16 protein-coding genes are annotated in these 15,531 nt (G+C 40.7%); 11 read left to right on the top strand and 5 right to left on the bottom strand.

The window, feature by feature from the left end; genetic code table 11:
• Window positions 1-2 precede the first annotated feature (2 nt).
• The 9 genes from mdcA to madM are packed head-to-tail and all read left to right on the top strand — an operon-like array spanning window position 3 to window position 7,308.
• Complete coding sequence (gene mdcA, locus ACIF8R_RS05020) at window positions 3-1,682, top strand: malonate decarboxylase subunit alpha (protein WP_272305346.1); 1,680 nt, start codon at window positions 3-5, stop codon at window positions 1,680-1,682.
• A complete protein-coding gene (locus ACIF8R_RS05015) occupies window positions 1,682-2,566 on the top strand; it encodes a triphosphoribosyl-dephospho-CoA synthase (protein ID WP_396479438.1) in 885 nt (294 codons plus the stop codon). The genes mdcA and ACIF8R_RS05015 overlap by 1 nt, the downstream gene beginning before the upstream one ends.
• 2 nt (window positions 2,567-2,568) lie before the next feature.
• Window positions 2,569-2,868 carry a malonate decarboxylase subunit delta gene (locus ACIF8R_RS05010; RefSeq protein WP_000448953.1) on the top strand — a complete coding sequence of 100 codons (300 nt, stop codon included), beginning with the start codon at window positions 2,569-2,571 and terminating at the stop codon, window positions 2,866-2,868.
• The gene (locus ACIF8R_RS05005) at window positions 2,861-3,712 is read left to right on the top strand and encodes a biotin-independent malonate decarboxylase subunit beta (RefSeq protein ID WP_396479436.1); all 852 of its coding nucleotides are present in this window, start codon (window positions 2,861-2,863) and stop codon (window positions 3,710-3,712) included. The genes ACIF8R_RS05010 and ACIF8R_RS05005 overlap by 8 nt, the downstream gene beginning before the upstream one ends.
• Window positions 3,709-4,536, top strand: a complete 828-nt coding sequence (gene mdcE, locus ACIF8R_RS05000; protein ID WP_396479434.1) for a biotin-independent malonate decarboxylase subunit gamma — start codon at window positions 3,709-3,711, stop codon at window positions 4,534-4,536. The genes ACIF8R_RS05005 and mdcE overlap by 4 nt, the downstream gene beginning before the upstream one ends.
• The gene (locus ACIF8R_RS04995; RefSeq protein ID WP_396479432.1) at window positions 4,527-5,135 is read left to right on the top strand and encodes a malonate decarboxylase holo-ACP synthase; all 609 of its coding nucleotides are present in this window, start codon (window positions 4,527-4,529) and stop codon (window positions 5,133-5,135) included. The genes mdcE and ACIF8R_RS04995 overlap by 10 nt, the downstream gene beginning before the upstream one ends.
• 12 nt (window positions 5,136-5,147) lie before the next feature.
• Window positions 5,148-6,086: a malonate decarboxylase subunit epsilon gene (gene mdcH, locus ACIF8R_RS04990; RefSeq protein ID WP_396479430.1), complete on the top strand. Its 939-nt coding sequence runs from the start codon at window positions 5,148-5,150 to the stop codon at window positions 6,084-6,086.
• A gap of 48 nt (window positions 6,087-6,134) precedes the next feature.
• The gene (gene madL, locus ACIF8R_RS04985) at window positions 6,135-6,551 is read left to right on the top strand and encodes a malonate transporter subunit MadL (protein ID WP_005132242.1); all 417 of its coding nucleotides are present in this window, start codon (window positions 6,135-6,137) and stop codon (window positions 6,549-6,551) included.
• Window positions 6,544-7,308, top strand: coding sequence for a malonate transporter subunit MadM (madM, locus tag ACIF8R_RS04980; RefSeq protein WP_005132241.1), 765 nt, complete (start codon window positions 6,544-6,546; stop codon window positions 7,306-7,308). The genes madL and madM overlap by 8 nt, the downstream gene beginning before the upstream one ends.
• A 36-nt stretch (window positions 7,309-7,344) precedes the next feature.
• Here madM and ACIF8R_RS04975 read toward each other — a convergent pair whose 3' ends face one another.
• The 5 genes from ACIF8R_RS04975 to ACIF8R_RS04955 form a co-directional block, all read right to left on the bottom strand.
• Window positions 7,345-8,277, bottom strand: a complete 933-nt coding sequence (locus ACIF8R_RS04975; RefSeq protein ID WP_005132240.1) for a LysR family transcriptional regulator — start codon at window positions 8,275-8,277, stop codon at window positions 7,345-7,347.
• A gap of 97 nt (window positions 8,278-8,374) precedes the next feature.
• Window positions 8,375-9,793, bottom strand: a complete 1,419-nt coding sequence (locus tag ACIF8R_RS04970) for a PLP-dependent aminotransferase family protein (protein ID WP_396479427.1) — start codon at window positions 9,791-9,793, stop codon at window positions 8,375-8,377.
• 93 nt (window positions 9,794-9,886) lie between these two features.
• The gene (locus tag ACIF8R_RS04965; protein WP_000749813.1) at window positions 9,887-10,021 is read right to left on the bottom strand and encodes a hypothetical protein; all 135 of its coding nucleotides are present in this window, start codon (window positions 10,019-10,021) and stop codon (window positions 9,887-9,889) included.
• Window positions 10,022-10,035: 14 nt separating this feature from the next.
• Window positions 10,036-11,043, bottom strand: coding sequence for a cytochrome d ubiquinol oxidase subunit II (cydB, locus tag ACIF8R_RS04960; protein ID WP_005076463.1), 1,008 nt, complete (start codon window positions 11,041-11,043; stop codon window positions 10,036-10,038).
• Window positions 11,036-12,481 carry a cytochrome ubiquinol oxidase subunit I gene (locus ACIF8R_RS04955; protein ID WP_017386136.1) on the bottom strand — a complete coding sequence of 482 codons (1,446 nt, stop codon included), beginning with the start codon at window positions 12,479-12,481 and terminating at the stop codon, window positions 11,036-11,038. The genes cydB and ACIF8R_RS04955 overlap by 8 nt, the downstream gene beginning before the upstream one ends.
• A 653-nt stretch (window positions 12,482-13,134) precedes the next feature.
• On the opposite strand from ACIF8R_RS04955, the gene ACIF8R_RS04950 reads away from it, so the two are divergent.
• Entirely contained in the window at window positions 13,135-13,953 is an 819-nt protein-coding gene (locus ACIF8R_RS04950; RefSeq protein ID WP_396479424.1) for a hypothetical protein, read from the top strand.
• Window positions 13,954-14,071: 118 nt separating this feature from the next.
• Complete coding sequence (locus ACIF8R_RS04945) at window positions 14,072-15,367, top strand: acyl-CoA dehydrogenase family protein (protein ID WP_396479422.1); 1,296 nt, start codon at window positions 14,072-14,074, stop codon at window positions 15,365-15,367.
• Window positions 15,368-15,531 lie beyond the last annotated feature (164 nt).

Raw genomic sequence — 15,531 nt, 5'->3', positions numbered from 1 at the left:
ACATGGAAGGATCAGTTCAGAATAAAGAACGGTTATGGACAAAGCGGCGTCATGCCAAACAATTAAAACTAGAGATGGCAAACCAATATACCGATGGTGTGGTGATTCCAACTCAGGACATTATTAAAGTTTTAGAAACCTTAATTACTCCGGGTGACAAGGTTGTACTTGAAGGAAATAACCAAAAGCAGGCAGATTTCCTTTCGCGTTCTTTGGCTCAAACCAATCCAGATGTTTTGCATGATTTACATATGATTATGCCGAGCGTTGGGCGTTCGGAACATCTCGATCTGTTTGAAAAAGGCATTGCGCGTAAGCTCGATTTTTCTTTTGCTGGCCCGCAAAGTTTACGTATTAGTCAGTTAATTGAAGATGGACTATTAGAGATTGGTGCCATTCATACATATATCGAGTTGTATTCACGTTTGGTGGTCGATCTCATTCCAAATGTGGTGCTCTCAGCTGGTTTTATGGCAGACCGTCAAGGCAATATTTATACAGGTCCTAGTACCGAAGATTCTCCAGCACTTATTGAACCCGCGGCTTTTAGTGATGGTATTGTGATTGTTCAGGTCAATGAACTGGTTGATGATGTTTCAGATTTACCGCGTGTTGATATTCCGGCTTCTTGGGTTGATTTTGTAGTAGTCGCAGATCAGCCATTTTATATCGAACCGTTATTTACTCGTGACCCAAAACACATTAAACCTGTGCATGTGCTCATGGCCATGATGGCAATTCGTGGAATTTATGAAAAACATAATGTGCAATCCTTAAACCATGGTATTGGTTTTAACACTGCGGCAATTGAACTGATTTTACCGACCTATGGTGAGTCTTTAGGATTAAAAGGAAAAATTTGCCGAAATTGGACACTGAATCCGCATCCAACCTTAATTCCTGCTATTGAAACAGGTTGGGTTGAAAGCGTGCATTGTTTTGGTACCGAACTCGGTATGGAAAAATATGTTGCAGCTCGTCCAGATGTTTTCTTTACAGGTCGGGATGGTGCGCTACGTTCTAACCGCATGATGTGTCAGCTTGCAGGTCAGTACGCCGTTGATCTATTTATTGGTGCAACGTTGCAAGTTGATGGCATGGGGCATTCTTCGACTGTCACCAAAGGTCGTTTGGCTGGTTTCGGTGGTGCACCAAACATGGGGCATGATCCGCGTGGCCGTCGTCATGATACGCCAGCATGGCTAGATATGCGTTTACAAGGTGCCAGTGAAACTGAAACCTATTTGGCACGTGGTAAAAAACTCGTTGTTCAAATGGTGGAAACCTTCCAAGAGGGTGGCAAGCCAACTTTTGTAGATCGTCTTGATGCGATTGATGTTGCTAAAACGGCAGGCTTACCTTTAGCGCCGATCATGATTTATGGCGATGATGTCACCCATTTACTGACTGAAGAAGGTATTGCTTATCTATATAAAGCAAGCAGCCAAGAAGAACGTCAAGCCATGATTGCTGCGGTGGCAGGTGTGACCAGTATTGGTTTAACCCAAGACCCGAAAACAACAGCACGTTTAAGACGTGAAGGTCTGGTGGTATTCCCTGAAGATTTAGGTATTCGTCGCACCGATGCAACACGTGAACTTTTAGCTGCAAAAAATATTGCCGACTTGGTGACATGGTCAGATGGTCTATATCAACCCCCTGCAAAGTTTAGGAGTTGGTAATGATGGCACAAGTTCAATATCAAACGTTCAGCGGTAGTCAGCTTTTGGCAGATATGGCAGTCGAAGCGTTAATTGATGAAGTTAATCTGACACCGAAACCAGCATTGGTTGATCGTCGTGGCAGTGGTGCACACAATGACCTGACTTTGGAGTTAATGGAGCGCTCTGCGAAAAGTTTAGGACCCATGTTTGAAGCGATGGCTCAAGCTGCGAAGCATCACGGAAAAGTTTGTCTGGCCTTACGCGAAGACATTGGAGAAATTGGCCGCCAAGGTGAAAAGACCATGATGTTGGCGACAAATGGTGTCAACACACATCGCGGTGCAATTTGGGCATTAGGGTTAATGGTTACCGCAGCAGCATTAGCGCACACGAATCAACAGTACTTTTCTGCTGTTGAGCTATGCCAGTTAGCAGGCCAGATTGCTCAGTTTGAAGATCGCTTTATTCCAAAGCAGGCTTTGAGTCATGGTCAGCAAGTACAAAAGAAGTTAGGCATCTTAGGTGCCAAGGAACAGGCACAACAAGGCTTTCCAACTATTGTGAATTTTGGGTTAAAGCAACTTTATCAAAGTCGTAGTAAACCCATGAAAGAAGAGTTTGCTCGCTTAGATGCCTTACTTGCCATGATGACAGATTTGACCGATACCTGTGTGCTTTATCGCTCTGGCACATCTGGTTTAAAGCGTATGCAACAAGGTGCTCAGCAAATACTGGATTTGGGTGGCAGTTCAAGCTTAGAAGGTCGACGTGCTTTGCATCTTTTAGAGATTGACCTGCTTCGGATGAAGGCGTCTGCTGGTGGTGCCGCAGATTTGTTGGCAGCAACCTTGTTTATAGATCGTGTTGAGCAGTCATCTGTGAAAAATAAAAAGGGATTTTGATTATGGAAACACTTCATTTTGAATTTGTGGCCACAGAGCCACCTGTAAAAAAAGCACTAGTAGGATGTGTAGGCTCTGGCGATTTAGAAATTTTGATGGAACCCGGTGAAAAGGGAAAGACCTCTATTCAGGTAGTGACTTCGGTAGATGGCAGTGCAGCACGTTGGCACAATCTTTTTGAACGGATTTTTACTGCTCAAATACCGCCAGCGGTCAATATTGATATTCATGACTTTGGTGCAACTCCCGGTGTCGTTCGCTTACGACTGGAACAAGCATTGGAGGAGATTGCTCATGACTGATATTCAGAGTTTGTTAAATAAACAAGATTTTATTGAGCTGAGTGCGAGAGAGCGTGCTAAAGCATTATTAGATGAAGGGACTTTTCGAGAGTTGCTCGACCCATTTGCCCGTGTTATGTCGCCTTGGCTCGTTAAACAGAATATTGTGCCGCAAGCCGATGATGGCGTGGTGATTGCAAAAGGATCTATTCAAGAACGCCCAGTGGTTTTAATTTCTATTGAAGGCTTATTTCAAGGTGGCAGTTTAGGTGAGGTGGGCGGTGCCAAAATTGCGGGAGCCTTAGAACTTGCGGTTGAAGACAATCTAAAAGGCATTCCAACAGCTGCAATTTTATTGTTGGAAACGGGTGGCGTTCGTTTACAAGAAGCAAATCTGGGCTTGGCTGCAATTGCTGAGATTCAAGCTGCAATTGTGAATTTACGTCAGTATCAACCCGTGATTGCCGTGGTTGCTGGTAGTGTAGGGTGTTTTGGCGGTATGTCAATTGCAGCTGGACTATGTAGCTATATTGTAATGACACAAGAAGGACGTTTAGGTTTAAATGGCCCACAAGTGATAGAACAAGAAGCTGGTGTACAAGAATATAACGCCAAAGATCGTCCATTTATATGGAGTATTACTGGCGGGAACCAACGGTTTGCTAGTGGTTTGGCAGATGCTTATGTAGACGATGATCGCCAGAAAATTCGTCAGCGAGTCATCGATTATTTAACTCAAGGCGTGCCTCATCAGCATCGTAGTTCAAATTACACATTCTATTTAGAAAAGCTGCAACAAGTTGATACTGCTGAGCAGATTACCCCAGCACAAGTTCAAGCTTTGTATCAAGGAGAGCAAGCATGAATATCGCCGTTGATACATTAAAAACATCTACTCGTGGTGCACATTGGTTTAAAGCACTTACGCAGGGCTTTAAAACAGTTGAAGGTTTTCCAGCTTCGATTTGGGTGGCTGATGGTCAGATTGATCAGCAAGCAGTGCGTATGATTGCAGTTGTGCAAGACAGCGATAATCTGTTCCCACGGGCAAAACAAGGAGAAGTTGGACTCTTGGAAGGCTGGGGCTTGGCAAAAGCAGTCGATGAGGTGATTCAAGCCGATGCACAGGCTGAAACTAAACGCGGTATTTTATGTCTGGTTGATGTTCCAAGTCAGGCCTATGGGCGCCGCGAAGAATTATTAGGTATTCATCAAGCTTTAGCGGGTGCAGTAGATAGCTATGCTAGAGCTAGATTAGCAGGTCATCCAATTGTGAGTTTATTGGTTGGTAAGTCGATGTCTGGTGCTTTCTTGGCGCATGGATACCAAGCCAATCGTATTATTGCCTTAAAAGATTCAGGTGTTATGGTGCATGCAATGGGTAAGGAATCTGCTGCACGCGTTACTTTACGGTCGGTTGATGAGTTAGAGCAATTGGCATCAAGCATTCCGCCAATGGCTTATGACATTGAAAGTTATGCCACGCTTGGTTTGTTATCTGAACTGTTATCTGTTGAAAACCCTGAACAACCGACAAACGATGATCTTTTGTTAGCGAAACAAGCAATTGCTCAAGCGTTTAAAGAAATTAATGCTGAGCAATCGAGAGGACTGGAACAAAGACTGCATGGCCAAAACCGTCAAATGTCTAAAAAGGTCCGTGAATTATTGCGTGAGCAATGGTCATGAAACTTAAGCTCGAAGCCCATGATTTGTTGTGGGGTATGACGGTCGATTGCTTGGCTGATGATGCTCCGCATTGGGTGAGAGAGGTATTGCAACGTGGTGATCCTGTTGTAGTTCGACGGGAAATTACTCCTGAAGATCAGGTGGCCGTAGGTATAAGAGGACAATTTCGCTATCAACGATATGCAGCGCAAATGCCAAGAAATGCTATTAGCAGACAGCTTAAACCCGAAGCACTAGCTGAAGTAAATCCAAGTCACTTTAAACACTTGGCAGAACGTTTACAGAGCATTTCTAGCATCATGAAAAACTTTTCAGGATGTTGGGGATATACAGGAAGTTTCGGCTTTGAACTGGCAACGGGCATTAAAACAGTAACTCAGCAAAGTGACATAGATTTGTTGATTCGAGCTGAACAACCTTTTGTTAAAAAGCAGGCGATTGAGCTACTCGAAAGTTTTCAGCAAGCAGGGCTGAATGTGGATATACAGCTTCAACTTTCACAAGGCGGTTTGGCATTAAAAGAATGGGCAAGGAATAGCAGAAAAGTTCTATTAAAACGTCCTGATGGTGCTGTCTTATTAGAAAACCCATGGAATTAGGGAATAGATATCATGGCTTCAATTTGGGTATATCCGGGACAAGGTGTGCAAAGAAGCAATATGTTGCACGATTTACCTCAAACCGCACTGGTTAAAGAATACCTTGAGCGTGCATCGGATGCACTCAAAGAAGATGTCTTGACGCTGGACAGTTCGGCAGCATTAAAGTCAACGCGTGCAGTACAGCTGTGTTTGCTTATTTCAGGTGTGGTGAGTTCAGCTCTATTAAGGGCTGAAAACTTAAAACCTGATTATGTAGCAGGTCTATCAATTGGTGCATGGTCGGCTGCAGTTGTAGCAGAAGTTTTAGCCTATGAAGATGCTGTTCGTTTGGTTGCCTATCGAGGTGAACTCATGCAAAACGCTTACCCCACTGGATATGGCATGACGGCCCTGATTGGTACAGACCGTGCAGCTGTTGAAACATGGGTCAAACAAATTTATGAAATAACGCCAGAGGTGTTTGTCGCAAATATTAATGCACATAACCAGATTGTTATTTCAGGAAGCTTTGAAGCCATGACTCAAGTTGCTGTTTTGGCAAAGCAACAAGGCGTGGTGGCAAAAAAATTAGATGTATCGGTGCCATCGCACTGTGAATTATTAAGTCAGCAAGCAAAGCAACTTGCAGCGTCTATGGAGGGAGTGACTTTAAAGCAGCCTAAAATACGTTATTTAAGTGGTACAACGGCTCGTACGCTTAGCAGGCCAGAACAGATTGGTGATGACTTGGCTTTTAATATGAGTCGAACTGTAGATTGGGAAAGTACCATCCAAGCTGCATGGGAGCGAGGTGTGAGGTTACAGATCGAAGCTTTGCCGGGAACGGTGCTTACTACACTTGCACGCCGAACATTTAAAGAAGGAACCGTGTTGTCATTTCAAGGGACACGCATAGACACTATTCAGATGGCAATGCAAAAAGAACAGGCAAATAGTTTTTCTTTTTGAGTCAGATTTTACAAAAGCATAAATGATCCAAGGATATGAGGGATTGTCATGATTATATATGGAGTTGGTTTACTCGCACTTTGCACCTTGGTGGGTGTTATTGTTGGCGACTTGTTGGGCGTTTTATTGGGTGTAAAGTCCAATGTTGGTGGCGTGGGTATCGCCATGATTTTACTCATTTGTATACGGTTATGGATGGAAAAACGTGGTGTTATGACAGTTGAAACCGAAAAAGGCGTTTCATTCTGGGGCACTATGTATATTCCTGTTGTTGTTGCTATGGCAGCACAACAAAATGTGGTTACAGCATTATCTAGTGGACATATGGCACTCTTCGCTGCGGTAGTTTCGGTTATCGTTTGTACACTGACCATTGCAGGCTTAAGCCGCTATAACAAGGCAAGCCCTTTACCGAAGGAAGAAGACACCACATTAAACCGCATTGGAGGCAAAGTTCATGGTTGAATTATTATTAAAGGACTTAACCCATTTAGGTTTAATTACAGCTTTCGCCTTAATTGCTTTAATTATGTGGTTGTCGACTAAGCTATCTAAATATTTAACCAAGGGACGAGTGCATGCTTCAGCAATTGCGATTGTAATTGGTTTAATTTTGGCATGGTTTGGCGGAAAAATGACAGGCGGTGAAAAAGGGATTACAGATCTTGCACTCTTTACTGGTGTCGGGCTTATGGGCGGTGCAATGCTTCGTGACTTTACCATTGTCGCAACTGCATTTGAGGTACAAGCGACTGAGGCGAAAAAAGCTGGGTTTATTGGTGCCTTCTCTTTATTTCTCGGAACCATTTTGCCATTTATTGTCGGTTGTATGTTTGCATGGATTTTTGGCTATCGTGATGCGGTGAGTATTACCACAATTGGCGCAGGTGCAGTGACCTACATTGTGGGACCAGTGACTGGAGCTGCAATTGGCGCGAGTTCTGAGGTCATGGCCCTGTCAATTGCAACGGGGCTGGTAAAAGCGATTTGTGTAATGGTTTCAACACCGCTTACCGCAAAATTTATGGGATTAGACAATCCACGTTCTGCCATGATTTTTGGTGGTTTAGCTGGAACTGTAAGTGGTGTGTCGGCTGGTTTAGCAGCGACAGATCGTCGTTTAGTGCCTTACGGTGCGCTTACTGCAACGTTTCATACAGGTCTTGGTTGCTTAATGGGACCGACTGTTTTGTTCTTCGCGGTTAAAGCTTTAGTCGGTTAATCAGTATTTAATATTCAGTCAAAAAGGCCGTTGCTACTAACAGCGGTCTTTTTTATTTTTGAAATTAGAGGCAAACATTCGACATTCTGCAATCAGAGCAAGTAAGTTTGGGTCACGCTCTTTACTCTTTAGAAAGACCAATCCAATTTCTTGTTGCATGTGATATTGCTGTTTTAGTGGAATAAGTTTTACTGAACTTTCATAAACTGCAGAAATACGTCCGGGTAGTAGAGCAAAACCGACACCTGAGCTGACCATACTAATTAAGGTAAAAATATCATTGACCTGTAAAGCAACTTTTGGTGAAAAACCAGCTTTTTTAAAAATGATGTCGCTGTCGTTATGAGTTGCAAAACCCTTAGTTAAAGTTAAAAAAGTTTCTTCTTTTAAAAGGCTTAAATCAATGTCTTTAAAATCGGCATATTTTGAATCTTTATTGACTGCCAGAAAGATATCGTCTGAAAACATCGGCAAAATTTCAAAGTCATCATCTTGAGTGGTTTCATTTAAAGCCACGATAATCGCATCAAGCTCAGTTGCTTTAAGCTTTTTCACCAAGTCTTGATTTGAACTCAGCAACAATTGAATATCAAGCTCACTACGTCTGAGTTTAAGACCGCTAATCACATTTGGAATGGTGTTTACCGTCAAAGAATAAAGAGACCCTAAATGTAAAACCTTAGCCGCAAAACCAGCAGCTTCTCTGGTTTTATTTACGGTGATAAAAATGTCTTGTACTATTTTTTGTGCCCGTTCCTCAAAGACATAAGCACTTTTTAACGGAATGAGGTTACGGCCTTCATTTTTAAAAAGAGGACAACGTAAAGCGCTTTCTAAAGAGTGTAAGGCTTTATGAACACTGACATTACTCAGCTGCATTTCAGTGGCTGTTTTAGACAAATTTCCACAGCGCATGAAAGCCAAAAAAATCTGTATTTTTTTAAGGGTGAGTTCTTCATCAATTTCCATATTAACATCCAGATATTCTTACCCTTAAAATCGCGCTTTAAGATGAAACTATCATAAATTAAATACTTTAAAATTGTGCTTAGGTCGAAGCATCACTTTACAGGCTTGCTTTGACCCTTTGTTGAATAGTTTTGATGACTTGATCTAAAGCAGCTTGAATTTTTTCGTTCCACTCAAAAGAACAATTGATTCTTAAATAATGTTGCTGTGCGGGTAAAACACTAAAGAGTGGGCTTGGCGCAACACCAATATCTTGTTGGATGAGTTCTTCATAAATTTGCATGCTATCGAGTTTATGAGGCAATTTAACCCATAGAAAATAACCGCTTGGGTAATAATAAATCTCGCAGGTCGCGGGCAGATGTTGCTTCAAATAGTGGTAAAACTGCTTTTTATAACGTTCAAGTGAAAGTCTAAGTGTGCGTAAGTGTTTTTCATAATGATGATGAGACAAAAACTCAACCAATGCATTTTGAATAAGTGCATTTACTGAAATGGTACTCATAAGCTGCAAGTGTTGAATATGGTCTGAAAATTTACCCGCATAGACCCAACCAACCCGAAAACCTGCACCTAATGTTTTAGAAAAAGACGAGCAGTGAAGCACCAGATTTTGTTGGTCAAAATACTTCATTGAAAGTGGTTTTTGACCGCCATAAAAAAGCTCTTCATAGACATCATCTTCAATTAAATAAATTTGATACTCATGAAGTAGTTTGGCAATTTTATATTTAATGTCATCACTGACGGTAAAACCAATCGGGTTATGTGCATTCAGCATGAGCCAACACACTTTGATAGGATAGGTTTGAATAACCTGTTCAAAAGCTTCTAGGTCAAAACCATATTGAGGATGTTCAGGAATGGTAATGACTTTAAGCCCTAAACGCTCGGCAGCTTGCCAAGCGCCGTAAAACACGGTTTGTTGCAATAGAATATAGTCACCCGGTTTAGCGACTGCTTGTAGGGAAAGGTTCAGTGCATCTAAACCTCCCGATGTAATGACAATGTCATCTGGGTCTGTCTGTATGCCTTGCATACAGTAGCGCTGAGCAATCAGTTTCCTTAAAGCTAAATTACCGGGAGGTAGACTTGCTGTTTGGTCATAGCTTTGTCTTTGACGCGCAAGTTGCCCCATAATTTGAATGAGTTTGGGGGCAGCTAAAAGCTGACTATCTGGAAAAGCTGAACCAAAAGGTACAACAGATTCATGTTGAATCGATTTAAGATATTTAAAAACTAATGAGTTAATTTCGATTTTAGAATTTAATGAAACAACAGAATATTGCTCGAGTGGCTTAAGTGCAATTTGCTCGGCAACGAAGTATCCCGATTTTTCTTTTGAATAAATCAGACCTTGTGATTCAAGCTCCTGATAAGCATTCATTACGGTCATTAAACTAAAACCAGAGCGTTGTACCTGATCTCTTAATGAAGGTAATTTCTCATGTGCACTTAAAGTACCACTTTCAATGAGTTGGCGAATGCTATGAGCGAGTTGTTCTGATTTATACATGTATAAGCTGCACGAAATAAAAAAGGATGCACTGAATCAATAATAAATGCCGTTTGCAGAATCTACAAACGGCATTTGTCTATAAGGATGGAATTACTTTAAGTAAGGGGCTGCATAAATCAATATCACTTTAAACAATCCCGCAATCACAGCTAAGGCTAAAAAACCACCAAGCCATAGCAGAATAAACCATTGGGTTTGATTGAGTTTAACGGATGACTTTTTCATAAAACCCTCCATACTTAATGATAGCCTTCATCACCTACACGGACTTTGTCTCTAAATACCCAGTAAGACACAATGGTGTAAGCAATAATGATTGGAATCAAAATAAGTGCACCGACCAAAGCAAACATCTGGCTTGAATGAGGCGCTGCTGCCTGCCAAATGGTGACTGATGGCGGAATAATATAGGGCCATAAACTAATCACAAAACCAGTAAATGCAAGGAAAACGAGCGCTAATGTATATGCAAATGGTTTAAGGTCATGATCCTGCTTTTTACATGCTGATAAAATCAGACCAACAAATAATAAGACCAAAATAGGTACAGGGCTAAAATAGAACAGATTTGGTAAAGAGAACCAGCGATCTGCAATTTCAGGATGCGTCAACGGCGTATATAAACTCACGCCACCAAAAATAATGAGCAGTGCAATAATCAGCTTTGGCATAAGCTCATACATACGTTGCTGCAAACCTTTTTCGGTTTTTAAAATCAGCCATCCACAGCCTAAAGTGGCATACATGGCAACTACGCCAATACCAGTAAAGATCGTAAACGGGGAAAGCCAATCAAAAGACCCACCAGCAAAAATACCATTTTCGGTTTTGATTCCTTGAATATAAGCACCCAAAATAATCCCTTGAAGGAAGCTCGTTAAAACTGAACCCCAAATGAAAGCCAAGTCCCAAAGGTGTTTGGTTCGATGAGCTTTAAAACGGAATTCAAAAGCAACTCCACGGAAAATCAAGGCGATCACCATAAAAATGATAGGCAGGTAGAGTGCTGATAAAACTGTTGAATAAACCAGCGGGAAGGCTGCGTATAGACCAGCACCACCGAGAACCATCCACGTTTCGTTACCATCCCAGACAGGAGCGACGGTATTCATCATGACGTCACGTTCTTGGCTATTCTTAATGAAAGGGAACATTATTCCGATTCCTAAGTCAAAACCATCCATGACCACATAAATTAAAACACCTAAACCAATAATACCGACCCATATTAAAGAAAGATCAATCATGATGTTTCTCCCCAGATTTTTGATTATCGTCAATGTTTTCATCGACAGCACTGAGTGGACGCATTGGTGTTTTAAAGTGTCCAACACCACCAGATTCAATAGTTGGAGTATCGATAAATACAGGGCCTTTATTAATGAGTTTTAAGGTGTAGTAAATACCGCTACCAAAAACGATGGTGTATACCACCACAAAAATAAAGAGACTCAGGCCCACCTGATCTGCGGAAACCGTATGTGAAAGCCCGTCTTTAGTGCGCATAATCCCGTATACAACCCACGGTTGACGACCTACTTCCGTAGTAATCCAGCCAGCCAGCATTGCCACATAACCCGCAGGCCCCATCACTACAGCAAATTTATGAAACCATGATGTTTCATAGAGTTTTCCACGCTTACGTAACCAAAGCGCAATTAAAGACAGAGTGACCATGAGCACACCAAGACCCACCATCACACGGAAGCTCCAGAAAACGATGGTTGAATTTGGACGGTCTTCAGGTGCGAAATCTTTTAAACCTGTCACTTGGCCATCTAAGCTATGCGTTAAAATTAAACTACCCAAATAAGGAACACCCACTTCGAAGTGGTTACGTTCTTCTTTCATATCTGGAATTGCAAATAGCAATAATGGCATCGGTTCATTGTGATTGGTTTCCCAGTGACCTTCCATTGCCGCAAGTTTGGCTGGTTGATGTTCACGGGTGTTTAAACCATGGTTATCGCCAATCACCACTTGCAAACAAGATGTCACAAGCACCATCCAGAGACCCATCGAGAACGATTTTTTCACCAATTCATCACGACGGCCTTTTACTAAATGCCATGCAGATGTTCCGACGACCAATAATGATGAAACTAAGAAGGCGGCTGCACCCATGTGGGCAAAGCGGTAAGGGAAGGATGGGTTAAAGACAATTGCAAACCAGTCTTTTGGCACAATAATGCCATTTTCGATGGCAAAGCCTTGAGGTGTCTGCATCCAGCTATTAGAAGATAAAATCCAGAACATGGAAATACATGTTCCGATGGCCACCATAAGTGTTGCGAAGAAATGGGCTCGAGGACCAACACGTCCCCAACCAAATAACATAATGCCTAAGAAACCTGCTTCTAAGAAGAATGCACTCAAGACTTCATAGGTAAGTAAAGGACCAGTAATACTTCCGGCGACGCGTGAAAATTCACTCCAGTTGGTACCAAACTGGTAGCTCATTACGACACCTGAAACAACTCCCATACCAAACGCAACGGCAAAGATCTTAATCCAGTATTTAAATAGATCTTTATAAATTGGGTTTTGCGTTCTTAACCATTTCCATTCTAAAACTGCTAAAAAACAGGCAAGACCGATGGAAGTGGCCGGAAAAATAATATGGAAGGATACTGTGAAAGCAAATTGTATTCGCGCTAATTCTAGAGCGGTTAGACCGAGGCTCATAAACTTTCCCCCTGTGAACTAGCTGATGATGATTAAATGAGTTAAATACTTATTTTTAGGCAAAAAAGTACTCTGGCAATTAAACTTACTTCTGTGGTAAATGTTCTTAGCAAGTAAAATGCCAACAGGGTAAAGCAACATAATTGCTTGATATTTCAATAGAATAGAGCGATTGATTGTTTTTAATCTGTTAACAAAGTTTATGCTTGATGTTGCATTTGTAAAAATGCATGTTGCATTGAAACATTGATGAAATATCTGGCGATATGCAATAGATCGTCTCATGAAAACTACCTACCTTAAGAAGTTTTCTTAATCATGCACTCGCTCTATTTGTATATGTAGATACAGAAATTTTTTATAAAACTATAACAGTTCAGTGTGGTTTCAAGGGTGTGCTATAGTTTTTTTTCAATCATCTGTAGCTATATATTCATTCCTTCAAAGTTCACAATAAAAATGAACAGGATTTACCGCCAACCTAAACCAACCTTCAAGACTCAATGTGAACGCTGTTTTAGATTTTTTTAAGCACATGATTATGTTCTTCTTTTCTATTTCCATTGTTGTTTTGTGTAGGGTCCGGTTGCTGCGTGTTTCTTAAAGACCTAAGTGTAAGTGTAGCGCTTCTAAAATAGCTTGGATGTTAAAAAATGTTTATTACTTCTCAACTAAATGTTCTACATAAAATTATTAAAAATCAGTCTATTTCTACATTGGTAGTAGATCAGTTAGAACAGACTTATGTGAACCTTGAAGCAACCTTACTTAGAGCGAAAGTACTCAGAGACTTTTCTAAAACTCAAACGGTTTATTTAATTCAGTCTCATATTGAGCCACAGCAAAGCAGTTTGGCTTATCTGTTCTCGCCATTTATTTTTGCTAACTTAAACAAAGCAGCTATTTATACAACATCTGCAACTGCGCCTGTGCTTTCTATTCTTAATAAATATTATCAAGCAGACAAGAAGGTCGTGTTTAAAGTAGATGACGTTTTAGAAAGTCTAAAAATATATCTCGATTTAGAGCTAACAAATATACAAGAGATAGACTTTCTCTATTTAAAATTAATCAAGGCATTATGTCGAAGTGATATCTCTACAGTTTTTTTAATCACCCATTTAGAGCTGGATTTAGAGGCATTAAAGCAACTTGAACAGTTCTTAAAAATAAAAATTCATTGGGTAAAAGTCGTAAAAGATGAGGGACTAAAAGGCTTAGATCAGCTAGATATGCGTAAATTATTATTTAAAAATAAAGATGAAGCATATGTACAGTTATGTGCACGCTTTGCTCAAATGAACGCAGCATTGGTCGGTTTGTGCGATACCTTTACCGCCAGTCAAATGACGCACTTAATTGATGATATGTTTTATTCAGAGCATATTTTCGAGAAACTATCTGTTTATTCAGAATATATGCAAACCTTATTGCAAACTCAGCATAGTCTTAACAAGAAAGAGATTGCTTAGTGCTTTCAGGCTTTTGTTTTGCGTTATATAAAGAATGAATACAGTTATAAAAAAATAATCGTTTTCATGTGAAATAAATATTTTATGGTAAAAGCAAAGCAATATTGGTTTTACTTACATGACAAATTTAAATTTTGAGCATCATCTCGGTTCACTAACGCATGCAGCACTTAGTCAGGCTTCAATCATTTCTCGCGTGTGGGGTGAAGGGCCTTCAGAACGTTATGATGAATTGGCAAAAAATTTCAGACCAACTTTTGCCCGTATTAAAGAAGGGGCTTTAATCCGTGAGCAGCAGCATATTTTGCCTTATGAACAACTTCAGTGGCTCAAAGATGTTGGTTTTACGCGCTTAAGACTTCCCAAAGCTCATGGTGGCTTTGATGCAACCATTCCTGAATTATTTGCATTGCTCATTGAACTTGCAGAAGCGGACTCAAACTTACCGCAAGCTTTGCGTGTGCACTTTGGTTTCACTGAAGATGTGTTGGTAAGTAAAGACAAAGCGTTTCAACAGCGTTGGCTTAGCCGAATTGCCAATGGTGAAACGGTGGGTAGTGCATGGTCTGAAGGTGGGAAGGAGTCAATTGATCAGTTCGAAACACATTTGTATCGAGACAGTGACGGAAAAATTCGCGTTAAAGGGAAAAAATATTACACCACTGGAAGTTTATATGCAGACTGGGTGGATGTTGGTGTAACTGACTTAAAGGGTGAGTCTGGCTCGGTCGTTGTTCGCCGTGAAGATGAAGGTGTCGAAATTGTTGATGACTGGAATGGCTTCGGTCAGCAACTTACCGCGAGTGGTACAGCATATTTCCATGATGTATTGGTCGATGAAACTGAAATTTTACCTGATGATGACCGTTTTAAATATTCAGCGGCTTACTATCAACTGGTTCAACTGGCAATCATTACAGGTCTAGGACGTGCTGCAACCTATGATGTTTCTCAAGCTGTTGCTAAACGTACCCGAAACTACACGCATGCGAATGCCCAATTTGTAAAACAGGATCCGCAAATTTTACAAGTCGTAGGACAAATCCGTGGTGCGGCTTACAGTGCAGGGGCGATTGTTGAAAAAGTCGCACAAAGCTTACAGCGTGCTTACTTGGCAGCATTTCAAAATAATGAGCAACTTGAAGAGGAGCAAAATGCGCTTGCCGAACTTGAAAGTGCGCAGTCTCAAACGGTCATTACCGATCTAATTTTAAATGCTTCTACGATTTTATTTGATGCTTTAGGTGCTTCTGCAACAGACAAAGATTTAGGCCTAGATCGATACTGGCGTAATGTACGAACTTTATCTTCACATAACCCGAGAGTATTTAAAAATCGAATTATCGGTGATTTTAGTGTAAACGGCACATTACCTCCTTATCAATGGCGAATAGGGAATGTTGCTAAACAATAAATTATAGTTTTAGATATTAAGCTGCTATTTTTAGCGGCTTAATATTATTTTTGTTTTTTTAATAAAATATAAAAATCTATTAGAATAAAATCATATTTTGTTTGGGGTTTATATTATAAAGAAAACATAAAAATTGCTTTAGTATAAAAATAAATAAAATGCTG

The sequence above is a fragment of the Acinetobacter sp. ABJ_C4_1 genome (genome assembly GCF_044538495.1).
GTDB classification, from domain to species: Bacteria; Pseudomonadota; Gammaproteobacteria; order Pseudomonadales; family Moraxellaceae; genus Acinetobacter; species Acinetobacter nosocomialis_A.
This window is presented reverse-complemented; position numbering and strand designations above follow the sequence as displayed.